The organism is Xanthomonas sp. NCPPB 3959 (assembly GCF_056675575.1).
This window is the reverse complement of the sequence record NZ_JBWWVR010000011.1, coordinates 13,671-36,956: the sequence shown is the minus strand read 5'-3', so window position 1 is coordinate 36,956 and position 23,286 is coordinate 13,671. Positions and strand designations below refer to the sequence as shown.

The 23,286-nt window shown below is 62.8% G+C and carries 19 protein-coding genes; 13 read left to right on the top strand and 6 right to left on the bottom strand.

Features of this window, described 5'->3' with window-relative positions:
* Window positions 1-79: 79 nt before the first annotated feature.
* Window positions 80-1,129, top strand: coding sequence for an aldose epimerase family protein (locus AC1KVG_RS13930; RefSeq protein ID WP_481094791.1), 1,050 nt, complete (start codon window positions 80-82; stop codon window positions 1,127-1,129).
* Window positions 1,130-1,181: 52 nt separating this feature from the next.
* Here the strand turns inward: AC1KVG_RS13930 and AC1KVG_RS13925 are convergent, their stop codons facing one another.
* Window positions 1,182-1,973: a cytochrome C assembly family protein gene (locus AC1KVG_RS13925; RefSeq protein ID WP_006451596.1), complete on the bottom strand. Its 792-nt coding sequence runs from the start codon at window positions 1,971-1,973 to the stop codon at window positions 1,182-1,184.
* A gap of 151 nt (window positions 1,974-2,124) precedes the next feature.
* On the opposite strand from AC1KVG_RS13925, the gene ffh reads away from it, so the two are divergent.
* The 8 genes from ffh to rplS all read left to right on the top strand — a co-directional run bounded on the left by ffh (window position 2,125) and on the right by rplS (window position 9,031).
* Entirely contained in the window at window positions 2,125-3,501 is a 1,377-nt protein-coding gene (gene ffh, locus AC1KVG_RS13920) for a signal recognition particle protein (protein WP_023903200.1), read from the top strand.
* A 484-nt stretch (window positions 3,502-3,985) separates the two neighbouring features.
* The gene (locus AC1KVG_RS13915; protein ID WP_481094790.1) at window positions 3,986-4,816 is read left to right on the top strand and encodes a DUF2314 domain-containing protein; all 831 of its coding nucleotides are present in this window, start codon (window positions 3,986-3,988) and stop codon (window positions 4,814-4,816) included.
* A 7-nt stretch (window positions 4,817-4,823) separates the two neighbouring features.
* A complete protein-coding gene (locus tag AC1KVG_RS13910; protein WP_481094789.1) occupies window positions 4,824-5,915 on the top strand; it encodes an NAD(P)H-dependent flavin oxidoreductase in 1,092 nt (363 codons plus the stop codon).
* A complete protein-coding gene (locus AC1KVG_RS13905) occupies window positions 5,906-6,703 on the top strand; it encodes an aminotransferase class IV family protein (RefSeq protein WP_481094788.1) in 798 nt (265 codons plus the stop codon). The genes AC1KVG_RS13910 and AC1KVG_RS13905 overlap by 10 nt, the downstream gene beginning before the upstream one ends.
* Before the next feature lie 110 nt (window positions 6,704-6,813).
* Window positions 6,814-7,074, top strand: coding sequence for a 30S ribosomal protein S16 (gene rpsP / locus AC1KVG_RS13900; protein WP_006449156.1), 261 nt, complete (start codon window positions 6,814-6,816; stop codon window positions 7,072-7,074).
* A 41-nt stretch (window positions 7,075-7,115) separates the two neighbouring features.
* Window positions 7,116-7,628 carry a ribosome maturation factor RimM gene (rimM, locus tag AC1KVG_RS13895; protein ID WP_055818725.1) on the top strand — a complete coding sequence of 171 codons (513 nt, stop codon included), beginning with the start codon at window positions 7,116-7,118 and terminating at the stop codon, window positions 7,626-7,628.
* A gap of 77 nt (window positions 7,629-7,705) precedes the next feature.
* A complete protein-coding gene (trmD, locus tag AC1KVG_RS13890; protein ID WP_481094787.1) occupies window positions 7,706-8,476 on the top strand; it encodes a tRNA (guanosine(37)-N1)-methyltransferase TrmD in 771 nt (256 codons plus the stop codon).
* Window positions 8,477-8,623: 147 nt separating this feature from the next.
* Window positions 8,624-9,031 carry a 50S ribosomal protein L19 gene (gene rplS, locus AC1KVG_RS13885; RefSeq protein WP_006449159.1) on the top strand — a complete coding sequence of 136 codons (408 nt, stop codon included), beginning with the start codon at window positions 8,624-8,626 and terminating at the stop codon, window positions 9,029-9,031.
* 161 nt (window positions 9,032-9,192) lie between these two features.
* Here rplS and AC1KVG_RS13880 read toward each other — a convergent pair whose 3' ends face one another.
* Window positions 9,193-10,668 carry an MATE family efflux transporter gene (locus AC1KVG_RS13880; RefSeq protein WP_481094786.1) on the bottom strand — a complete coding sequence of 492 codons (1,476 nt, stop codon included), beginning with the start codon at window positions 10,666-10,668 and terminating at the stop codon, window positions 9,193-9,195.
* A gap of 320 nt (window positions 10,669-10,988) precedes the next feature.
* On the opposite strand from AC1KVG_RS13880, the gene AC1KVG_RS13875 reads away from it, so the two are divergent.
* On the top strand, window positions 10,989-11,396 hold the full coding sequence (locus tag AC1KVG_RS13875; protein WP_481094785.1) for an RNA-binding S4 domain-containing protein: 408 nt from the start codon (window positions 10,989-10,991) through the stop codon (window positions 11,394-11,396).
* Between the two features lie 316 nt (window positions 11,397-11,712).
* On the opposite strand, the gene katG is transcribed toward AC1KVG_RS13875, so the two are convergent.
* The 3 genes from katG to mutS all read right to left on the bottom strand — a co-directional run bounded on the left by katG (window position 11,713) and on the right by mutS (window position 17,799).
* On the bottom strand, window positions 11,713-13,959 hold the full coding sequence (gene katG / locus AC1KVG_RS13870; RefSeq protein ID WP_481094784.1) for a catalase/peroxidase HPI: 2,247 nt from the start codon (window positions 13,957-13,959) through the stop codon (window positions 11,713-11,715).
* Between the two features lie 372 nt (window positions 13,960-14,331).
* A complete protein-coding gene (locus tag AC1KVG_RS13865; protein ID WP_481094783.1) occupies window positions 14,332-14,949 on the bottom strand; it encodes a DUF937 domain-containing protein in 618 nt (205 codons plus the stop codon).
* 294 nt (window positions 14,950-15,243) lie between these two features.
* Complete coding sequence (gene mutS, locus AC1KVG_RS13860) at window positions 15,244-17,799, bottom strand: DNA mismatch repair protein MutS (protein WP_481094782.1); 2,556 nt, start codon at window positions 17,797-17,799, stop codon at window positions 15,244-15,246.
* A 267-nt stretch (window positions 17,800-18,066) separates the two neighbouring features.
* Between mutS and AC1KVG_RS13855 the strand changes: the two genes are divergently transcribed.
* A complete protein-coding gene (locus tag AC1KVG_RS13855; RefSeq protein WP_481094781.1) occupies window positions 18,067-19,980 on the top strand; it encodes an integrase in 1,914 nt (637 codons plus the stop codon).
* Window positions 19,973-20,788, top strand: coding sequence for a nucleotide-binding protein (locus AC1KVG_RS13850; RefSeq protein WP_481094780.1), 816 nt, complete (start codon window positions 19,973-19,975; stop codon window positions 20,786-20,788). The genes AC1KVG_RS13855 and AC1KVG_RS13850 overlap by 8 nt, the downstream gene beginning before the upstream one ends.
* 207 nt (window positions 20,789-20,995) lie before the next feature.
* Here AC1KVG_RS13850 and AC1KVG_RS13845 read toward each other — a convergent pair whose 3' ends face one another.
* A complete protein-coding gene (locus AC1KVG_RS13845) occupies window positions 20,996-22,018 on the bottom strand; it encodes a TauD/TfdA family dioxygenase (protein WP_481094779.1) in 1,023 nt (340 codons plus the stop codon).
* A gap of 101 nt (window positions 22,019-22,119) precedes the next feature.
* Between AC1KVG_RS13845 and AC1KVG_RS13840 the strand changes: the two genes are divergently transcribed.
* The gene (locus AC1KVG_RS13840) at window positions 22,120-22,812 is read left to right on the top strand and encodes a hypothetical protein (RefSeq protein ID WP_156364938.1); all 693 of its coding nucleotides are present in this window, start codon (window positions 22,120-22,122) and stop codon (window positions 22,810-22,812) included.
* Window positions 22,813-23,286 lie beyond the last annotated feature (474 nt).

Genomic DNA, 23,286 nt, shown 5'->3' with positions numbered 1-23,286 from the left:
CAAGATGCGCGCATCGGCATGGTCGGCAACGGCGCTCTCCCGCTATGCTCGCCAGCTTCCAGTATCGGAGGGACGATCCATGCAGCGCGTATTCGGGCAGTTGCCAGACGGTGTCGAGGTCCACGCGCTTACGCTGCGCAGCGATGCCGGGCTGGAGGCGGAAGTGCTCACCTATGGCGGCATCCTGCATGTGCTGCGGCTCACCACCGCACATGGCGTGGTGCCGCTGCTGCTGGCCTTGCCGGACCTGCCTGCTTACGCGGCCGACGGCGACAGCCTCAATATTCTGGTTGGCCGCTTCGGCAATCGCATCGCCGGCGCGCGCTACACGCTGGATGGTGTGACGCACATGCTGGCAGCCAACGAAGGGCGCAACCAGTTGCACGGCGGCCTACGCGGCTTCGGGCGGCGTGTGTGGCGCGTGCTGGAGCACACCTCGGATCAGGTGTTGCTGGGTTACGACTCGCCCGATGGCGAAGAAGGCTATCCCGGCAATCTGCAGGTGCGTGCGCGGCTGCAACTGGAGGGACGCAAGCTGCAGCTGGACTTCGAGGCGCAGTGCGATGCCGCCACCCCGTTGAATCTCACCCATCACCCATATTTCAACCTGTCCGGCGACCCGCATCACAGTGCCGCGCGGCAGGTGCTGCGCGTGCCGGCCGATCGCTATCTGCCGGTGGATGCCGAATCGATTCCCACTGGAGAGATCGCTTCGATCGCCGGCACGCCGTTCGATTTCCGCCTTGCTGCCGCGTTGGCCGATAACACTGACCCATCTCATCTACAGGTGGTGCTCGGCAAAGGCTACGACCAATGCCTGGTGCTGGCCGCCGACGCCGATTGCGTTGCCGAGCTGTATTCGCCGCACAGTGGCGTGGCGCTACGCATCATCAGCGATGCACCGGCGGTGCAACTCTACGAAGGCCAGCACCTGGACGCACATCATCCCGGCCTGGGCCGGGGCGTGTGTCTGGAGCCGCAGGACTACCCGGATGCGCCCAATCACCCCAACTTCCCGTCGACAATCCTGCGGCCAGGCGAGATCTACCGCCGCCGCATCGCCTATCACTTCGCCAGCGCTGGCCCGGATCAGCCGTGGGCCACGGTGAGCGCTGCGCTGGATGCCTGAGCGCGGGTACCGCAACCACGGTGAGACCAGGAGGCTACTTAAGCCAACACCATCAGCGCGGCCCCAGCACCAGCTCGATCACGAACTTGCTGCCGAAGAACGACAGCACCAGCAGCGCCATCGCGGTCAGCGTCCAGTGCACCGCCTTGGTGCCGCGCCAGCCATTGCGCCAGCGGCCGATCAGCAGCGCTCCGAACACGATCCACGACAGGATGCTGAGCACGGTCTTGTGCAACAGCCGCTGCGCCAGAAAGTCCTGCACGAACAGCAGGCCGGTCAGCAGGGTCAGACTCAGCAGCACGAAGCCCACCGTGATCGTGCGGAACAGCAACGTCTCCAACTCGGTCAACGGCGGCAGCGCACGCAGCCAAGTATGGAAATCGCGTCGGCGTAGCGCGCGCTCCTGCAACCACAGCATGATCGCCAGCAGCGCGGCGATCCCCAGCGTGGCGTAGGCCAGCAGCGCCATCCAGGCATGCAGCTCCAGCCGCCAGCCCAGATCCGAACTCGGCTCATGGCCGTAAGCGTGATAGCAGGCCAGCAGAATCGCCGACAGCGGAAACACCACCACGCCCACCGCCGCCATGCGCCCGCGCCCGCCGAACACCGCCGTCAGCGCGGCCATGCCCAGCCCGCACAGCGATAGTGCCGCGAAGAAGTGCATGTCCGGCCCGCCGGCGGTGCGGAATGCCACCAGCACGTGGTACCCGGCGTGCAACGCCACTGCCGCCAGCGCCGGTATCAGCCAGCGTGCAGGCGCCTGGTTGCCATCGCGCAGCACCGAACGGGTGAGCAGCGCGGTGGCCAACAGATACAAGGCGAACGCGATGAGAACGATTGTCATCGTGGAAGTTTCGCACACTGGGGGCTGGCGCCGGAATCGGGAATCCGGGAATCGGGAATCGGAAGAGCGGGCATGCCCGGCCGGGCAGGGCGGCCGATTGGCCTGTGCCGCTATAATCGACGCCCGTTTCCCCTCACGCGGTCCTTTGCGCATGTTCGAGTCCCTTACCCAACGTCTCTCCGGCACCATGGAGCGCCTGCGCGGCCGCGGCCGCCTGACCGAGGAGAACATCCGCGAAGCCACCCGTGAAGTGCGCATCGCATTGCTCGAAGCCGACGTGGCGCTGCCGGTGGTACAGGCGCTGATCGAACGCATCAAGGTGCGTGCGGTCGGCCAGGAAGTGCTTAAGTCGCTGACCCCGGGCCAGGCGCTGATCAAGATCGTCCGCGACGAACTGACCGCGGTCATGGGCGCGGCCGCCACCGACCTCAACCTCAATGTGCCGGCGCCGGCGATCATCCTGATGGCGGGCCTGCAGGGCGCGGGCAAGACCACCACGGTCGGCAAGCTGGCCAAGCACCTGAAGGAAAAGCGCAAGAAAAAGGTCATGGTGGTCTCGGCCGACGTCTATCGCCCGGCCGCGATCGAGCAGCTCAAGACGCTGGCCGAACAGGTCGGCGTGCTGTTCTTCGCCTCCGACGCTTCGCAGAAGCCGGTGGACATCGTGCGCGCCGCCATCAGCGACGCGCGCAAGTCGTTCGTCGACGTGCTGCTGGTCGATACCGCCGGTCGCCTGGCGATCGATGCGGCGATGATGGACGAGATCAAGGCGCTGCACGCCGCGGTCAACCCGACCGAAACCCTGTTCGTGGTCGATGCGATGACCGGCCAGGACGCGGCCAACACCGCCAAGGCCTTCGGCGAAGCGCTGCCGCTGACCGGCGTGGTGCTGACCAAGACCGATGGCGACGCCCGTGGCGGTGCCGCGCTGAGCGTGCGCTACATCACCGGCAAGCCGATCAAGTTCGTCGGCACCGGCGAAAAGACCGACGGCCTGGACGTGTTCCATCCCGACCGCGTCGCCAGCCGCATCCTGGACATGGGCGATGTGCTGTCGCTGGTGGAGCAGGTCGAGCAGAGCGTCGATCAGGAAAAGGCTGCCAAGCTCGCCGCCAAGGTCGCCAAGGGCAAGAAGTTCGACCTCAACGACATGAAGGAACAGCTCGAGCAGATGCAAAACATGGGCGGCATCCATGGGCTGATGGACAAACTGCCGGGCATGGGCCAGATCCCGGACAACGTCAAGCAGCAGGTCACCGGCAAGGAAGTGCCGCGCATGATCGCGATCATCAATTCGATGACCAAAAAAGAGCGCCGCAACCCGGCGCTGCTCAACGGCTCGCGCCGCTCGCGCATCGCGCGCGGCTCGGGCATGCAGCCGGCCGACGTCAACAAGCTGATGAAGCAGTATCAGCAGATGGAAAAGATGATGGGCAAGCTGGCCGGCGGCGGCATGAAAGGCCTGATGCGCAACATGAAGGGCATGATGGGCGCCATGGGCGGCCGCGGCGGCATGCCGTTCCGCTGAGTTCAGTAATGCGCTGACGCGGCCAGCGCCGCGCCACACGGTCCCTGCGCTGGCAATGTAGGGCATCGCGCAGATGCAGCTGCGATTGCGTGGATGCAGTCAAACGCCCAGGTCAAACGCTGAGTTGGTCGAGCGCGCGGTGCCCTCACCGCTCGCGGGACACGCCGTGAACCCGTCCCTGGGGGCTCGGTGGCGGCATCCATGCCGCCACACGGTCCCGCAATCGGCGAGGACACCGCACCAGAGAGTGAGTCGGTTGCTTTGAGAAGAGCTACGCACACCGACCATCTTGACTTGTCCTTGCCCGCCCACCGTCGCGGGACCTTACGCGGCATGGATGCCGCGTAAGAGCCTACACGGACGTACTTGCGGCGTGTCCCGCGATGGTGGGCGGGCAAGGGCCCTGCAGCCTTGTCGCAGATCAGCCGGCCTGCATTAGACTGGCGTGAAGTAGTTTTGTAGGCGGCTCTTAGTCGAGGTAACCATGACCGATAACCGCATGTATTTCGCAAACGATGAAGACGCTGCACTGCAGGCGGCCTACGCCGCAGCGCGCGACACCTTCAAGTTTTTCTGGCGCGAACTGTCCTGGGAATATCGCCGCATCGTGCCGGGCCTGGAGATGGCGGCAGTGAAACTGCCTTTCGCCACCGATGCTTCCGCGATTGATGCGCCTTCGCACGAGCATATGTGGATCTCCGACGTGCAGTTCGATGGCGAGCAGGTCTCCGGCAGCCTGCTCAACGATCCGGAATGGATCGCAGGACTCACTGCCGGTGACGCCGTGTCTGCACCGCTCACCGACCTGGAAGACTGGATGTACGTGGTCGATGGCCAGGTCTACGGCGGGCATACCATTGCAGCGATGCGTCGCACGATGTCGCAGGGCGAGCGCGCCGAGCACGACGCTGCGTGGGGCCTGGACTTCGGTGAGCCGGGCGTAGTGCGCCTGGTGCCTGCACCTGTGCCGGAGCGCAAAGGTGGCTTGTTCGGCAAGATGTTCGGTAGCAAGCCGGCTCAGGTCGCTGCGACGGAACAGGCTCCGTCCGAGCGCGAGCATCCGATGAGCGAGAACATGGGCGCAAAGTTCGACGAAGGCCTGCGCGATCAGCCGGACATGGTGCATTTCCGCGATGACGCCGGTTGGACGCTGTTGCAGCGCGATGCGTTGGCGGGCAACTATCAGCCGGTGTCATTGCTGTTGAAGCATGGCGCGGATGCGTCGCTGCGCACGCCATCGGGCAAGACGGCATTGGATCTGGCTCGGCAGATGCAATGGCCCAGAATCGTGCAGCTCCTCAAAGGCGATCACTGAGGTGTCGGTGACACCGTCGCTTGCGTCGGATGGCCGGTACGCAAACGTCGCGCGTTTTTGCCGGCGTTTTGGCTTAGGCGTTCCCATTCTGCTCAGCCCCATGGCCGGCGCTTGCCCAGTGCCGTTGTCGATGGCGGTTGCCGAAGCCGGTGGCATGGGCGCGATGGGTGCGGTGTTGTCGCAGCCGCAGGAGATCGTGGCATGGATGATGGCGTTTCGTGACGCGAGCAGCGGGCCTGCGCAGATCAATCTATGGATTCCCGATCCTGCACCGGTACGCAACGCAGATGCAGAAGCGCGCATGCGGGAATTTCTATCGCAGTGGGGGCCGCCAGTTTCTGCAGCCGCTGGCGACGCAACGCCAGCCGACTTCGACGCACAGTTCGATGCCTTGCTCGCCGCACGTCCTGCGGTTGCCTCATCGATCATGGGGCTGTTTCGGCCTGATCAGGTTGCGCGTTTGAAGGCTGCCGGCATCGCCTGGTTCGCCTGCGCCACCACACTGGACGAAGCGCTTGCAGCACAGGCCGCAGGCGCCGATGCGGTGGTCGCACAAGGGGCCGAAGCCGGTGGCCATCGTGGCGCCTTCGATGCCAGCCAGGCCGAGCGCCAGACGACCGGGTTGTTCGCCTTGTTACCGCGATTGGTCGATCACCTGCACATCCCGGTGATCGCCGCAGGCGGCATCGCCAGCGCACGCGGCATTGCTGCGGCGCTCACACTGGGCGCAAGTGCAGTGCAGATCGGTACCGGCCTGCTGCGCACGCCCGAGGCTGCACTGCCGAGCGCCTGGGCCGACGCACTGACGCAGGCCGAACCGGAACAGACCCAGCCGACCCGCGCATTCTCCGGCCGGCTGGGTCGTGCGCTGGTCACGCCGTATCTGCGTGCCGCCAGTGCTGCAGATGCGCCGCCGCCCGCGCCGTATCCGGTGCAGCGCGCGCTGACCGCGCCGATGCGCCAGGCCGCCGCGCGCGACAACCGCCTGGATGCCATGCAGGCCTGGGCCGGGCAATCGGCCTGGATGGCACCCGCGCAGCCGGCCGCGCAGGTGGTAACGCAGTGGTGGGCTGACGCGCAGGCGCTGTTATGTCGGTGATCTTCTGCAATGGCGTACCCGCCAGCGCTGCGCAGCTCGGGGCTGCCGCGCTGATCAACTATGGGCACTTCACCACGCTACAGGTGCGCAGCAGTGCCGCGCTCGGGCTGGATCTGCATCTGCAGCGCCTACAGCAGGGCAGTAGCGCGCTGTTCGGCATGGAGCTGGCGCAGGAGGCATTGCGTCTGCAAATGCACGCCGCGCTGGAAGCCTCGACAATGGCCGATGCCAGCCTGCGCGTCACCGTGTTTGCGCAGGATTACGACTTTCGCGATCCCTTGCGCGAGGTCGCGCTGGACGTGCTGGTTGCGGTGTCGCCGCCAGCGGACATGCCCGAGACCGGGCTGCGTGTGCAGGTGACCAGCTATGTGCGCGATCAGCCCGAGCTCAAGCATGTTGGGACATTTCCGCTGTTGCGGCTGCGCCGGCTGGCCATGAATACCGATCACGACGATGTCGTGTTGCAGGATCCGCAGGGCAGGGTGCTGGAAGGCGCGTTCTGGAATCTGGGTTTGTGGGAGCGCGGCGGCGTGGTCTGGCCGCAGGGACCGGCCTTGCTGGGAACGCGTCAGCAATTGCTGCAGACCGGGCTGGAAACGCTGGGGATCAGCCAGATTCGGCGGCCGGTGCAACTGGACGAACTGGATCGTTTCGATGGCGCCTTCGCCTGCAATGCGCGCGGGCAGCAGGCGATCGTGGCGATGGGGCCGGCCCGCTGGGGCCCGCATGCGGCCCAGCTGCCGTTGCTGGAGCAGGCCCTGCAAACCCATGCCTGGCAAGCGATCTGAGGCTTGGCGTGGGGCGGTCGCAGGGTGACTTGGCTTCGCCGCCGGTGCCCGCTATAATCGCCGGCTTACCGCGCCACTCTGGCGACTGGGCAACTCAGGAAAACGACACCATGGTCAAGATTCGACTGACCCGCGGCGGCGCCAAGAAGCGTCCGTTCTACCACATCATCGTGACCGACGTGCGCAGCGCGCGCGACGGCCGCAACATCGAGCGTCTGGGTTACTACAATCCGGTTGCACAGGGCGCAGAACCGCGCGTCGTGCTGGATATCGCGCGCGTCGACCATTGGGTCGGCCAGGGCGCACAGCTGACCGACAAGGTGCGTAACCTGTATCGCGAAGCATCCAAGCCTCAGGCCGCTGCGGCCTGATTTGGGAGGGCCGAGCGCATCGCTCGGCCTAGCTGACGCAGATGAAACAGACCGAGCGCCGTATCCTGCTGGGCAGGGTTGCCGGCGCTTTCGGTGTCAAGGGCGAACTCAAGATCGAGTCCTGGACCGAGCCGCGTAGCGCAATCTTCCGGTACCAACCGTGGATTCTGCGTACGCCCTCGGGTGAGGAGTCGACACTGAGCGGAGCGCGCGGGCGCGATCAGGGCAAGCATCTGGTCGCAACATTCCCCAACGTTTCCGATCGCGACACCGTCGAAGCCATGCACGGGATCGAGATTTACGTCTCGCGCAGCGTGCTGCCGCCCCCCAAGCCCGATGAATATTATTGGGTGGATCTGGAAGAGCTGCAGGTGGAAACCGTCGAGGGCGTCAAGCTCGGCACGGTGTCGCATCTGTTCTCTACCGGCTCCAACGACGTGATGGTGGTACGCGGCGATCGCGAACGGCTGGTGCCGTTCGTGCTGCCGGATTTCGTCAAGTCGGTCGACTTCGAAGCCAACTTGATCGTGGTGGACTGGGATCCGGATTTCTGATCGGAATTTCTGTTCAGAGCAGCGCGTCCGCTCTGCTCTAGCGTTACCCATTTCCCACTCTCGATTCCCGATTCCCAGTGCGCATCGACGTCATCAGCCTGTTCCCCGAGTTCATCGCGCAATGCGCGGCTTTCGGCGTGGTCGGGCGGGCGCAGGAGCGTGGCTTGCTGGAACTGCAGGGCTGGAATCCGCGTGACCATGCGCAGGGTAACTACCGCCGTGTGGACGACCGTCCGTTCGGTGGTGGGCCAGGCATGGTGATGTTGATCGAGCCGTTGCGGGCCTGTCTGGCTGCGGTGCAGGCCGCAGACACGCGTCCTGCACCGGTGATCTACCTCAGCCCGCAGGGGCGGCCGCTTACCCAGCCGCTCGCACGCGAGCTGGCGCAGTTGCCACGCATGGTGTTGGTGTGCGGGCGCTACGAAGGCGTGGACGAGCGGTTTCTGGCGCAGGCGGTGGATATGGAAATCTCCATCGGCGACTACGTGTTGTCCGGTGGCGAGCTTGGCGCAGCGGTGCTGGTGGATGTGGTGACGCGGTTGCAGGAAGGCGTGTTGAACGACGCCGAATCTGCGGCCCAGGACAGTTTCGAAGGCCCGCAGGGTCTGCTGGATTGCCCGCACTACAGCCATCCCTCGACCCATGACTGGGGCGATGTGCCGGATGTGCTGCGCTCGGGTAATCACGCTGCAATTGCGCGCTGGCGTCGGCAGCAGTCGCTGGGCCGGACCTGGCTGCGTCGCCCGGATCTGCTCGACGAGGCCGGGTTGGACAAAAACGATCGCCGCTTGCTGGAGGAATTTCGTCGCGAACTCGCCTCAGACGAAGATAAACCCGGCGACAAGTAATAAGGGCTCACCCCTAGCTCTTGCAACATTGATTGGGGTACAATATGCGGCTTGCTGGCCAGCCTTGCGTCTGGCCCTCCTACGAACCTCGAGCAATCGCCGTGCGGCGACTGCCGGTCCAATATCACCAGACACGCGGTGCCCATCATGAGCAAACTCAACAAGACCATCCTGGCTGACTTCGAAGCCGCCCAGATTCAGCGCCAGCTGCCGGAATTCAACCAGGGCGACACCGTTGTGGTGAACGTCAAGGTGAAGGAAGGCAATCGCGAGCGCGTGCAGGCCTATGAGGGCGTCGTGATCGGTACCAAGAATGCCGGCCTGAATTCCGCGTTCACCGTGCGCAAGATCTCGCACGGTTTCGGCGTCGAGCGCGTGTTCCAGACCCACAGCGCCATCATCGACTCGGTCGAAGTGAAGCGCCGCGGTAAGGTCCGCGCCGGCAAGCTGTACTACCTGCGTGGTCTGGAAGGCAAGGCTGCCCGCATCAAGGAAGATCTGGCCGCCGCTGCGCAGGCCAAGGCTGCTCGCCAGGCTGCTGCCAAGGCTCAGTAAGTCACACTGGCAGGTTGTTTCTGCCACTGCCAAACGGCCGCCTTCGGGCGGCCGTTTGCGTTACGGGAATCGGGATTCAGGAATCGGCAGGTGGTGATCCCACAACGTTCGCGGGAACGTGTGGGCGCGCGAGCGTCTGTTCTCCGCACTGCCAGTCGACATCAGCGCTGGCGAGGCCTCGGCAATTCCGTCAACGGTGCCGTATCGGCGACCGGCGAGGCCGGGTGTGCCGGAACCTCCGCAGCGGCCGCCAGCTCTGCCGGATCCGCAGGTGTGGTCAACATGCGCGCCTTGCGCCAGCCGCCCCAGCGGTAATACGCCAGCGACAGCAGCATCGAGCAGACCGAACTGATCGGCAGACTCCACCAGATGCCGTCGGCTCCCAGATGCGGGATCAAGGCGTTTGCCAGCGGCACGCGCACACCCCACAGACCGAATGCCAGGATCAGCAGCGGCGGGATCACCGCGCCGGTCGCGCGCACCACGCCGGAAATCACAAAGCTCACGCCAAACAGCAGGAACGACCAGATGCCGATGTGATTGAGATGCCGCGCCACTTCCAGCGTCGGGCTGTCGGTCGGCAGGAACAGCGCGAGCGTCCAGTGATCGAACAGGATCAGCAGCACGATCAGAATGCCGGTCATCAAAAAGTTGGCGACGATGCCGGTGCGTGCGGTCGCATCCACGCGATTCCACAATCCCGCACCCACATTCTGCGCCGCCATCGTGGAGCAGGCAGCGCCCAGCGCCATCGCCGGCATCTGCACATACGTCCATAGCTGCAGCGCTGCGCCGTAAGCGGCTGCAGTGTCGGTGCCGAAGCCGTTGACCAGCGTCATCATCGCGATCATGGACAGCGAGATCAGCACCATCTGCAGGCCCATCGGCACGCCTTTGACGATAAGCGCGCGCAGGATCGTCGGTGAGATCCGGAACAGCTTCAGATCGCCGCGCCCCAACCAAAGGACGTGGCGTTTCTTGCGTAAATACAGCAGCAACCCGCCGAGTGCGACCACCTGCGCCAGCAGCGTGGCCCAGGCCGCACCGGCAATGCCGAGTGCCGGAAACGGGCCGAGACCGAAGATCAGCAATGGGTTGAACACGATGTCCAGCACCACCGACACCAGCAAGAAGCGGAACGGTGTGCGCGCATCGCCGGTGCCGCGCAGTGCCGCCGACAAAAATGCGAACACATAGATCAGCGGCATCGCCAGGAAGATGACGCGCAGGTACTCCTCGGCCAATGTCTGCGACGCCGGTGGTGTACCCATCGCGGTCAACAGATGCGGCGCCAGAAACCAGCCGAAGACCGCAATCGCTGCCGACAGGCCGCCGAAAAAACTGGCGCTGGTGCCCATGACCTTGCGTGCCTGCGCGATGTCGCGCGCGCCCATCGCCTGGCCGATCAGGATGGTGGAAGCCATGCCGATGCCGAACACCGAGCCGATCAGGAAGAACATGATGCTGTTGGCGTTGGCTGCGGCCGTCAGTGCCGCCTCGCCGAGGTAGCGGCCTACCCAGATCGCATTGATCGAGCCATTGAGCGATTGGGCGATGTTTCCCGCCAGGATCGGCAGTGCGAACAGCAGCAGATTCTTGCCGATCGGGCCTTCGGTCAGGACAGCGGATTTAGGCATCGCAGACGCGCCGTGGTGCGGAAGCTGCGAACACTAGCATTGGCGTGTGTGCCGCGTGCGGTCGCCTGGCGAATCTCAACAGCCGTGGAAGAGCGAGCTCGCCAGGCTGATGTCACGGGGCACCACACGTGCCATGCAGCTTTGCCTGTATCGGTCAGCCAGTGTGTGGCAGGCAGGCTGGATCTGGCCGGCGGTGGCGCTTGAGTTCCGGCGCGGTTGCCCAGATATTTCTCGCTCGATGCAGCCGGTTGCACCGCGCCGATGCAGCGAGATGACCACACCGGCATGCATCCCATGGACCCAACGGCAAGCACAACGCGATGACTCAATTGGTGGAACAAGCGACGACGGTCAGGCTGGATGTCTGGCTGTGGGCGGCACGCTTCTTCAAGACCCGCAGCCTGGCCAAGACGGCGGTGGACAACGGCAAGGTGGATGTCGCCGGCCAGCGGCCCAAGCCATCGCGTGCGGTACGCCAGGGCGAGCAGTTGCGCATCGACCGTGGCGGTGAAATCTTCGAAATCACGGTTGCCGCGTTGAGCGACGTGCGCGGCCCGGCACCCGTCGCGCAGGCGCTGTACGTGGAAAGCGACGCCTCACGCGAGGGACGCACGCAGTGGCGGCTGCAGCGCGTGGCCGAACGCACCGGCTATCGGGCACCCGTCGGCAAGCCGGACAAGCGCGCGCGTCGGCTGATCACTGCGTTGGGCGATATCGACGCGTTGTAGCGCTGCGTGATAGTCGTGCTGCGTCTGGAATGATGGAAACGCAAACGCCCCGGTGATTCGGGGCGTTTGCGTCAATGCGGTCATCTGTTTGCGTTGCGCTTGAAGCGTGGAAACCAACGTCGCCGCAACCGCCATCCGTTCTCGAGGGCCTGCTCGATGCAAGCTTCTCGATGCCACCTTGATTGGGCGGCAAAAGTAGCCAGCAATCGTCAGTGGCGCGCGGGCCGCGCATTCGGAAGAGCGCGCGTGGCAAGTGCCGCCCCGAGCAACGACGGCACCCGCCTGATGGCGAGTGCCGTCGTCCTGATCGCCGCTGTTACGCCAGATCAAACCGATCCAGCTGCATCACCTTGGTCCAGGCAGCGACGAAGTCGTGCACGAACTTTTCCTGTGCATCGGCGCTGGCGTAGACCTCGGCGACCGCACGCAGGATGGAGTTGGAGCCGAACACCAGGTCCACACGCGTGCCGGTCCACTTCTGTTCGCCGGTGCTGCGGTCGCGGCCTTCGTACACTTCCTTCGCTTCGGAGGTGGCTTTCCACTCGGTGCGCATGTCGAGCAGGTTGGCGAAGAAGTCGTTGCTCAGCACGCCGGGACGGGTGGTGAACACGCCATTCTTCGAGTCGCCGACATTGGCGCCGAGCACGCGCAGGCCGCCGACCAGCACGGTCAACTCGGGCGCGGTCAAAGTGAGCAACTGCGCCTTGTCGATCAGCAGCGCTTCGGCCGGCACCGCGTAGCTGCGCTTGGCGAAGTTGCGGAAGCCATCGGCCACCGGCTCGAGCACGGCAAACGATTCGACATCGGTCTGCTCCTGCGAGGCGTCGGTGCGGCCCGGCGCGAACGGCACGGTGACGCTGTGGCCTGCGGCGTGCGCTGCATGTTCGACAGCCGCGTTACCGGCCAGCACGATCAGGTCGGCCAGCGAGATCTGCTTGCCGCCGGCATGCGCGCTGTTGAACTCGGCCTGGATGCGTTCCAGCGTGCCCAACACCTGTGCCAGCTGCTCGGGTTGATTGGCCTGCCAATCCTTCTGCGGTGCCAGACGGAGACGTGCCCCGTTGGCGCCACCGCGCTGGTCCGAGCCGCGGAAGGTCGATGCCGATGCCCACGCGGTGGAGACCAGCTGCGCCACGCTCAGGCCGGAATCGAGGATGGTCTGCTTGAGAGCAGCGGCGTCCTGCGCATCGACCAGCGGGTGGTCGACGGCCGGCACCGGGTCCTGCCACAGCAGTTCTTCGCTCGGCACCTCGGTCCCCAGGTAACGCGAACGCGGGCCCATGTCGCGGTGGGTGAGCTTGAACCAGGCGCGGGCGAAGGCGTCGGCGAACTGGTCGGGGTGTTCGTGGAAGCGACGCGAGATCGCTTCGTAGGCCGGGTCGAAGCGCAGCGCCAGATCGGTGGTCAGCATGGTCGGCCGGTGCTTCTTGGAGGCATCGTGCGCATCGGGAATGATGGCGTCGGCATTTTTGGCCACCCACTGGTGTGCGCCGGCCGGGCTCTTGCTCAGCTCCCACTCGAACTTGAACAGGTGATCGAAGAAGTCGTTGCTCCACTGCGCCGGCGTGGTGGTCCAGGTGACTTCCAGGCCGCTGGTGATGGTGTCTGCGCCCTTGCCGGTGCCGTAGCTGTTGTGCCAGCCCAGGCCCTGGCTTTCCAGGTCGCTGGCTTCCGGCTCGGCGGCCACGTTGTCGGCCGGGCCGGCGCCGTGGGTCTTGCCGAAGGTATGGCCGCCGGCGATCAGTGCCACGGTCTCTTCGTCGTTCATCGCCATGCGCGCGAAGGTGTCGCGGATGTCGCGCGCGGCAGCAACCGGGTCGGGCTTGCCGTCCGGGCCTTCCGGATTGACGTAGATCAGGCCCATCTGCACGGCAGCCAACGGGTTTTCCAGATCGCGGGTGTGTGGCACTTCGCTGTCGTCGTCCTTCACCAGCACGCCGTGCGCTTCGTCCACGCCCGGCGAGCCGCGCGAGTAGCGGTCGTCGCCGCCCAGCCACTTGGTTTCGCGGCCCCAGTACAGGTCCTGATCCGGCTCCCAGGTGTCTTCGCGGCCGCCGGCAAATCCGAAGGTCTTGAAGCCCATGCTTTCCAGCGCGACGTTGCCGGTGAGGATCATCAGATCGGCCCAGGAAATCGCCTGGCCGTACTTCTGCTTGATCGGCCACAGCAGGCGGCGCGCCTTGTCCAGGCTGACGTTGTCGGGCCAGCTGTTGAGCGGTGCGAAGCGCTGCTGCCCACGACCGCCGCCGCCACGGCCATCGCCGATGCGATAGGTGCCGGCGCTATGCCAGGCCATGCGCACGAACAGCGGACCGTAATGGCCGAAGTCGGCCGGCCACCAGTCCTGCGAATCGGTCATCAGCGCGCGCAGTTCCTGCTTGAGCACAGCAAGATCGATGCGCTTGAACGCCTCGGCGTAATTGAAGGTCTGGCCCAGCGGGTTGGACTTGCTCGAATGCTGGCTGAGCAGGTCCACACGCAGCTGCTTGGGCCACCAATCGCGGTTGGTGGTTCCGGTACCGACGACGGCGTGATTGAACGGGCACTTTGCTTCGGTTGTCATGGCAATACCTGTGTGCGTGAGCACTTGGGGAGCTGTGTGCCGAAACTGCGGACACGTGCTGGTGGAGTCGAAGTGGTGGGCAATGCGTCAGCTATGGTGATCGATCGAAGGCGCACATGCGGCCGTGGGGTCATCGAGCATCGTCGCCGCGTGTGCCGATGCTAGCGCCTGCCCGCAGGGGCCGGTATAGGCCGGTATCCGGAATGTGACTGGCGGAGGTGCGCATCAGGCGGACTCATCGTGGCGGCGTGTGCACACGATAAGGAGCATCGATCGTTTGGGGAATTCGAATTATTCAACCATATCGATAGCGTGTCGCTATGGATGGCGAGGAGACACCCGGGCGAAACCCAGGCGCACGGCAGCGACCTGTCAGCGCTTGCCGAACAGGCTGCCGCCGAGTTTCATGACATCGCCCAGGCCCAGCTTTCCGTCGCCATCCTGATCCAGCACGCTGCTCAGCAGGCCGCTGACGCCGCTATTGCTGCCGACTTGCTGGCGTTCCTGCGCCAAGGCCGGGCCGAGTTGATTGCCGCCAGCCGCTGCATTGCCGCCGAGAAAGCGTTTGGCCAGATACGCCATCACGATGGGCGCCAACAGTTGCAGCAGTTGGCTGGCCTTGCTGGTTTCCAGCCCGGTGGCCTTGCCCAGGCCTGCCGCCGCCTGCGGTGCCTTGTCGCCGAACAGATGACTCACGATGCCGGCGCCATTGCCTTGCGCACCATTGGCCGAGCCGCCCAGCAGCGCGCCAAGCAGGCTGCCGATGTCCTGGCAGCCGGCGTGGTCGCGCTGCAGGGCGCCCAACAAGGCATCGGTGCCGCCGGCCTGCTGGCTGTTGCGGCCCAGTGCGCCCATCAACAGTGGCAGGGCGGTCTGCACCGCCGATTGCGCCTGCTCGGGCGCGATGCCGAGCCGGCTGGCGAGTTGCTGCAACTGCGGGCCCTGCAGTTGCGCGGCCAGTTGGTCGGTCAACGAGGCGGACGTGGTCATCGGTGTGCTCTCCGGTTGGACAAAACGTCGAGGCAGGGTGCGCCTGTCGCGGCAGCAGAGCAAACCGCGCGGAGCGTGATGCAGCGCGCTCTGCGCGATCGCAGGGCAGCATTCAACCGAACGCACAATCTGCAACTGCACTGGATTAGCAGGCCACGCAAGCTTCAGTCTTGCAGCTACGCCGTGACGAATCCCCCGAACCAGCATTCAAACGGCCACCCAACCCCGTTGCCGCAACGGATCCGCAAGCGCCGCTGTTACGAATCCCAAATCCCGACTCTCGAATCCCCGCACTCACAGCAACGCCTTCAGCCGATACAGCGCCTCCAACGCCTGCTTGGGCGTGAGTTCGTCCGGGTCCAGCGCCTGCAGTGCTTCTTGCGCGGCAGAGGATGGCGCAGTGAACAGGCCGAACTGCTGCGGCGCATCCAATGCGGCCGGGGCCATCTGCGCGCTGTGACTTTCGCCGCCGCGTTGTTCCAGTTCGGCCAGTCGGCGCCGTGCCTGGGTGACCGCAGCCTTGGGCAAGCCGGCCAGCGCAGCGACCTGCAGGCCGAAGCTGCGATTGGCCGGGCCGTCCTTGACCGCATGCATGAACACCAGGCGCTCGCCGTGTTCGACTGCATCCAGGTGCACGTTGGCAATGCCGCTGGTACCGCCGGCATGCGATTCGTCGGCCAGTGCGGTGAGTTCGAAATAATGCGTGGCGAATAGCGTGTAGCAGCGATTGGTGTGGGCCAGATGGCGTGCGACAGCGTCGGCCAGAGCCAACCCATCGTAGGTTGAAGTGCCGCGGCCGATTTCGTCCATCAGCACCAGCGATTGCGGCGTGGCGTGATGCAGGATGTAGCTGGTTTCGGCCATTTCCACCATGAAGGTGGATTGCCCGCGGGCCAGATCGTCGCCGGCACCGATGCGGGTGAGGATGCGGTCGATCGGCCCGATCACTGCACGGCTGGCCGGCACATAGCTGCCGATATGCGCCAGCAACACGATCAACGCGTTCTGGCGCATGTAGGTCGATTTACCGCCCATGTTCGGGCCGGTGATGACCAGCATGCGGCGGTCGGTGTGCAGGTCCAGATCGTTGGGTTCGAACGGTTGGTCGCGCACCGCTTCCACCACCGGGTGGCGGCCGCGTTCGATGCGCAGGCACGGCGCGCTGTCCAGTTCCGGTTGGGACCAATCCAGCGCCTGCGCGCGTTCGGCGAAGCCGGCCAATACATCCAGTTCGCTCAATGCGCTGGCGCAGCGCTTGAGGCCTTCAAGCTCGCCGCCGAGTGCGTCGAGCAGGCCTTCGTACAACAGTTTTTCGCGCGACAACGAACGCTCGCGCGCCGACAGCACCTTGTCTTCGAAGCTCTTGAGTTCCTCGGTGATGTAGCGCTCGGCATTGGTCAGCGTCTGCCGGCGGCTGTAGTGCAGCGGAGCTTTTTCGGCCTGGCCCTTGCTGATCTCGATGTAGTAGCCGTGCACGCGGTTGTAGCCGACCTTGAGCGTGGCGATGCCGCTGCTGGCGCGTTCGCGTTGTTCCAGGTCGATCAGGAATTGGTCGGCGTTGGTGGACAGGCGGCGCAGCTCGTCCAGATCGGCGTCGTAACCGGTGGCGATGACGCCACCGTCGCTGAGTTTGAGCGGCGGTTGTTCGGCCACTGCGCTGATCAGCAGATGCGCGGTGGCATCGTGTTCGCCGAGTTCTGCGTACAGCGTCTGCAGGCGCGGCGAATCCAGCGGCGCAAGGATCGTGCGCACCTTCGGCAGTAGCGCCAAGCCATCGCGCAGGGTGGAAAAATCGCGCGGGCGCGCCGAGCGCAGTGCCACGCGGGTGAGGATGCGTTCCAGATCGCCAAGCGCGCGGAAAGCCTCGCGCACGTCGGCATCGGCGCCGGTGTCGATCAGGCTGCCGACTGCGTGGTGGCGCTGCACCAGCACCTCGCGCAGGCGCAGCGGACGGTGCAGCCAACGGCGCAGCAGGCGCCCGCCCATCGGCGTGACCGTGCTGTCCAGCACCCCGAGCAAGGTGTTGCGGGTGTCGCCATCGACGCGCGTGTCCAGCTCCAGATGCCGGCGCGTGGCCGCGTTCATCGAGATCGCCTCGCTGGCCACTTCCATCGCGATGGAGGTCAGATGCGGCAAGCGCTGTTTCTGGGTTTCTTCGACATAGCCGAGCAGCGCGCCGGCCGCTGCAGTGGCACACGGCTTGTCGTCGATGCCGAAGCCGGAAAGGTCGTGCAGCTTGAAGAACGCCAGCAGCTGACGACGGCCGCTATCGGCGTCGAACAACCACGGTGGCCGGCGGCGCACGCCGACGCGTCCACGCAGGAATTCCGGCCAGTTGTCTTCGTCGGGCACCAGCAGCTCGGCCGGTTCCAGGCGCGCGATTTCCGCTTCCAGCGCATCCACGCTGTCCACTTCATTGACCAGAAAACGCCCGCCGGCCAGATCGGCCCAGGCCAGACCGTAGCCTTGCTTGCTGCGCGAGATCGCCATCAACAGCGTGTCGCGGCGCTCGTCCAGCAGCGCCTCGTCGGTGACCGTGCCGGGCGTGACGATGCGCACCACCTTGCGTTCGACCAGGCCCTTGGCCAGCGCCGGGTCGCCGATCTGCTCGCAGATCGCCACCGACTCGCCCAACGCCACCAGCCGCGCCAGATAGCCCTCATAGGCATGCACCGGCACGCCGGCCATCGGAATCGGCGCACCACCGGAACTGCCGCGCTGGGTCAGCGTGATATCGAGCAGCCGCGCGGCCTTGCGCGCATCGTCGTAGAACAGCTCGTAGAAATCGCCCATGCGAAAGAACAGCAGCAGGTCGGGGTAGTCCGACTTGGCGGCGAAGAATTGCTTCATGGCAGGCGTGTGTTCTTGAGGGGCCTTGCCAGGCTTGGAAATATCTGAGGAAACAGTCACTTATGAATTTGCTCTGTAACGGAACTGACGGTCAAAAGAGGGGTGTGGCGGGGAGTAACGGTCTTTTTGTTGCGACCGTGTTGCGACGATTCAAAGCGAGACCCAATTTGGCATGTTGCGACGATGTCGCATGGTAAGAAAAGCGAGCGTTGATGTTGCGACTTTGGTTGCAGCCAACGGCACTTACACGACAGCAATGGAGGATGCATGAGCAAGACGTCGGAGCTGCCAGACCTGCCAAAGAGGCGTGGGTCGCTCAAGTTTAAGCTGACCTACGCCCAAGTCCTGAGCCTGTCGGTGTATCGGATGCCCGTGATGGACAACGCGGGCAAGGTCAAGTTGGTGGAGAGGTCTCCTGAGGAGGCCGGCGAACCCTACCGCTTGGTGGACGGAAGCGACAAGGCTCCGTCCGGTTTTAGTTTTCGGGTAGGGAACACGAAGACCACATACGAGGTAGTCAAACGCGGGCCGACAGGCATCCGCCGTTTTTCCTTGGGCAACGTCACCGACATGGGGCTGGACGAAGCTTATGAGGTAGCAAAGGGCCACCTGTCGGTGCTCCGGCAGACCGGTGCCAATCCGGTCCACCAGGAGCGCGCACAACTCCGAGCCAAGCGTCGGGACGAACGCTCTGAAGACATCACGCTTCGGCAATGCATGGAGCTCTACATCGAGCGCATGGGAGAGCGGGCCAAGAAGAAGAAAGTGAAGCAGGTCAGTGTCGAGGCGGTCCGCAGCAGCTTGGCCCGTCTGGAGCGCCCCGAGGTGGGCCTGGCCGATCTGAAGATTCGGGATACGCGAACCGAGGACGTGGTGCGGGGATACGACGCGTTGCGCAAGAGCGCCATGCTTCGGTCCAACCGTATCCCGACTGCCATGCGTCAGGCCTTGGCGTCCCACGACGATTGGGCTGATCTCTCCACAGCCCAGCTTGGAGAGCTGGGAATTGCTGGCAAATACATTCAACGGGTAAGGGCCGCCGGACTTGCCGCTGCCGAGCACACCTTCACCGATGCCAAGCGCTCTGTGGACCTGTTCAACGAATTAGAGCAAGAGCAAGCACACGAGACTCGGCGGGAGCCCAAGACGATCTACAACCCATTCCAGGCCATCTACAGCAAGGATTTGCTTCGCGGGGCTCAGGACCTGCGCAACCACTACAGCCGGGCTGAGGTGCGCAATCCATTGGGGGATGGCACGCTGCCGAAGGTGTTGAAGGTCATCCTGGCCCGCCGGGACGAGCAAGGCGGCTTGAATGCAGCGGGCGCCGATTACCTGTTGTTGACCTTGTTGTGGGGCACCAGGCGCAGCGAAGCAGCGGCATTGCGGTGGTTTGACCGCTGCACGCCGGGCGAGCTGAGTCAGCGCGAGGTGTCGTGGGTGTCGTTGACGCCGCCGGGGCAGGTCAATCCTTTCACTCGTCGGGAGGGATCGCAGGTCTATCTGTTCGACACCAAGAACGGAGATGAGCGCTATTTGCCTGTGACCTATTTCGCCGAGCAGGTGCTTCAGCGGCGTCTGGATGACCGCTTGGACGACACCGAGGCAAAGAAGGACGTGGCGACTACGGAAGGCTTGCTTCGAGCCGCCAAAGCCAAGGGCGCCAGCCGGGAGTTGGTCAAAGGATTGGAGGTCGAGTTGGAGAAAGCCCGCCACACCCTTGACCGAACCCGCTACGTTTTCCCCGCGCGTTCGGGGCGCAGCCGCTCGGGGCACTACTCAGACAGCAAGAGCATCATGGCCAATGTCCGGCGCGATGCGGGCTTGTTGAACCTCAGCGAGGACATCGACATCGGGCTGACCCCACACGATCTCCGTCGGACGATGGGGCGCTACGCGGCGCATTTGTTCGGAGAAAGCCGCATCGTCTCGCAGCTCTTGCACCATCACACCCGCGGGCAGGGCCAGGACAGGATGGCCGCGGTGTCGGAGCGCTACACCGAGCAGGAGTGGTCCAAGTTGCGAGAAGCGATGGGGCGAGTTGAGGAGGCGATGGTCGCCAAGAGTCCGCGGGTGTGGAACCGACTGAAGGGGACGGACAAGCCGAGGCTGGACGAGGCCAATGACCCTCCGGTTACTATCTTTGCTCAAAGGAACCAGCGGACCGCATTGGATGATTGAGGTTGTTCGCAGTGAAGAGGACTACCGCGCGCTGTTAGATGCGGCGTTGGACCAAGAACTGGAGCGGGCTAGGGCTGGGCTGACGCAAACGGTCAGCAGCAAAGCCGCGGCAAGGTTCTTGGGAGTCCACTTCGACACGCTGGGGGAGTGGCGTCGCCGCTCCCCACCGTTGGGGCCGCCCTTCCAGAAAGGCGCCGGACTCACGGGTGGCGGGGCCAATCAGCACGTGCGTTACCTCTACGAGGACTTGATGGAGTGGCAGAAAGCCAGGGCCAGCAAGACGCCCAAAGAGCGACGTCTTGTAGACGAGTTAGAACGGCTGAGGCAGCAGGCTCGGGAGTTGGAGCTTCAACTCGAATTACAGGCGGTCAAGGACCAAGTCGCCCGCATGACGAGGAAGGCGGGCAGGGTGCTCGCCCTCACCACGGTGAAAGAGTGTTTGACCATCCAGCACGACTGGGTATTGGTCGGAGGTCGCTTGGTTGGTCATGTCTTGACCGTGCCGGACGATGTGCTGGCTGCTGTGACCGCTTTGGATGGAGCAAACGAAGCGAACGACACAAGGGAAGCGAATGTTGCCCATACCGGAAGTGGTCCAGAGGTTGGCGAGGTGTGGACGGCTACCCTGGAAGAAGCGCTTCGGGAGCCGTGGGCCAACAATGAGGCTCGAGACCCTTTCAGTGAAGCGATGGATACGGCACTGGGGGAGCTGATGCGACACCTTGCGCAGGAACGCTCGGCGCAGCGAAGCCGCGACCTTGAAGATAGGCTGCCTCCGGCGATAGTGCTTCCCCGCACTCCGTTTTAGAGGTTCGCCGGTCCACGCCGAAGCCCTTTTTCCGGTGCATATGAGTTGCCGAACGATGAAGAAAGTAGCGCCGCCATATCCCCTCCGAGCATGTTCAACGGGGGGGAGGGGCAGGGCGTCAAGAACAACCGACTATTCGGCCTGAAGGCCAGCCGATGACGGACTCAGGCTTTCTGAATTACCTCGATTCAGCACGGCTACGTATTGTTAAGGGTAAATTTGAAAATCATTTCCAGGGTAACGATCATTTTCGCGGATGAATTCAAGCTTTAGTCCATAGGTGCGCATTATCCAGCGTGAGTCCCCGCCATAGGCGTCACCTGGGGACTGACGTCCATGAAGGCATTTTCTGTTGTTCACAATTAGTATGGAGCCAGGCTCTATTGCAATAGAATGCCTGGTCGTTAGTGCTTCCGTAAATTTCTTTAGTGCATCATCCGCACCATCTATCTCGGGATTTGCCGCTACTTTGCTGTGACTAAATCTGATTGAAAGGTCATTTTCAGAACCCGATACCAATTCAGCAGACAGTGCGATATGTTCCTGCGATAGTATCAGTTTCGTCCCCTCCTTGAATGTTCCCTGGCACTCAATAAAGAAATTTGGCCCGCGAAGAATAGCTATCTCTTTAGGATCTAAATTTTTTAGAGCTTCGATGACATCGATGATGTGTGTCTTCTTCAAATCTTCATTTCTTAAGCCTATTAGCGTGACTATGTCCGGTGAGGGGGAGATTTTTGGAAATTGAGAGTCAAGCATTTTAGGAAAAGGAAAGCTGGCAGCGTCGGTGTGGCCTCGCATGGGGCCTCGTGATTTTTTAGCTAATGCGCCAGCCCCAGATCTAGCTACTAAGTTAACGAAGAGATTTCCATTATTTTCAGATCTGTATGAAATGGTCTCGAAGCCGAGGAGGCCATGAATTGCTAGCGCAGACAGTCGGGCCTTTACTGTCATTTCGCACTCAGGTATGGGTGAAAAATCTATTGGGGTGTCAGGCAGGGAGGATAAATCGAACGCTTCTTTGAAGAAAATGTAAGGCTGCGATTTTGCTGCACTAAGGAAAGCGTTCGATCTGCCGATATCGTCTACCTTTGCTAAGCAATCTCTACCCAATCGGGTAGCAAGATCGTTTGGTTCTGAATCTATGAGGCGGAGGATCTCTGAAGGGGAGCTTTGGCTATAAAAATCATTTGTGACGATTTTCACGGCTTGTGCGAAGGTCTCTTCCATGGAATTTCCTAACTTGTTGATCTTGAAGACATCTATTTGCTTGACATGAAGTTGATATGGATCTAGATTTATCGAACACTAGTTCAATCAGGAAAGATCTCATGACCCGGCGCAAACCTCAAGCTGAACGCTCAGTCATCTCGAAAGATCCCAATCCGGTTGTGGTTGCCTCAGCTCTGTCCAAGTTGTTAACTACTTCTTCTTTTATCGAAGAGCCTGGGTCGCTGCATCGCATTTCTTTAACGCTACCGGATGGTCGAGAAATAGCCGGCGAAGGCACTGATAAGGTGATGATGATTGGTTCGCTTTGCGTTGAGATAATGAAGTCTTTTCCAGAGAATTCCAGTTTGGAGAAATTAAAGAGGCTTGGTCTTGTTGAGCCTATTAGCCCGCCTGGAACTGGTTTGAAGAAGATATCTAATGCCAAAGTTCCGCAGAAAACCATTGGTGTGGTTTCCACGGTATCGTTGCTAGATATGTTGAAAGCTGCCGGACGTATCGCCGGTGAGGACAAGGCTTCAGTGGCTCGTCGATACTTTTTGAGCGGATTTGAAGCGCTTGATAAGCGGCTTGATGACGAGGACCGAGACGGTGTTTTCAAGGATTTTTTGGGTTGTCGAGAGGTTTTTATCGATAAAGAAAAGTCGGAACGGAAAGTGCGTCCAAACGTGCAGTGGCCCTTGCGACTAGACCCCAGAGCCTACGGCAGAGCTGTCGTTAGGGCGCATGAGCACGGTCAATCATTATCTGGTTTAGCTGTGATGTGTTTGTCATATGCGCTAACTAGGTCGTGAGGCGGCTTGGTAAGAAAAAGATATTCAGGTAAATATTGATTGCGGTTAGGAAATGAGGAATTAAGGGCTGGCATATTTTTTCTGTTGTGCGTGAAGATCTAGCGCGGCAATGTGACATGGCCTGTTTCGGTTGTAGGGCCTTGCAAATTGCCAGTGTTGGGGCGGCCCGCACGGTCATAGTCAGGGACAGAGGTGTCATGACCGATCATTAGTCCATGGCTGAGCCTTGGTCACGCCGTTGAGCTGCGCATCCTGTAGATAATGAGCCGTTCCGCTATCCAAAGGGCGCGTTGGGCCATAAGCGGGCCAGCGGTGAAGCCGAGCAGGCCCCCAAGAACAGAAGGCTGAGCGAGGACCACCAGACGAATTGATTGAGGTCATGACCTTGTGAGAGGCGTGGCGCAGCGCCATTCTCGCGGAGACCACCCACAGTGCCCGCAAGCGCTGTACAAGGCCCTTGCCTGTTGAATAACG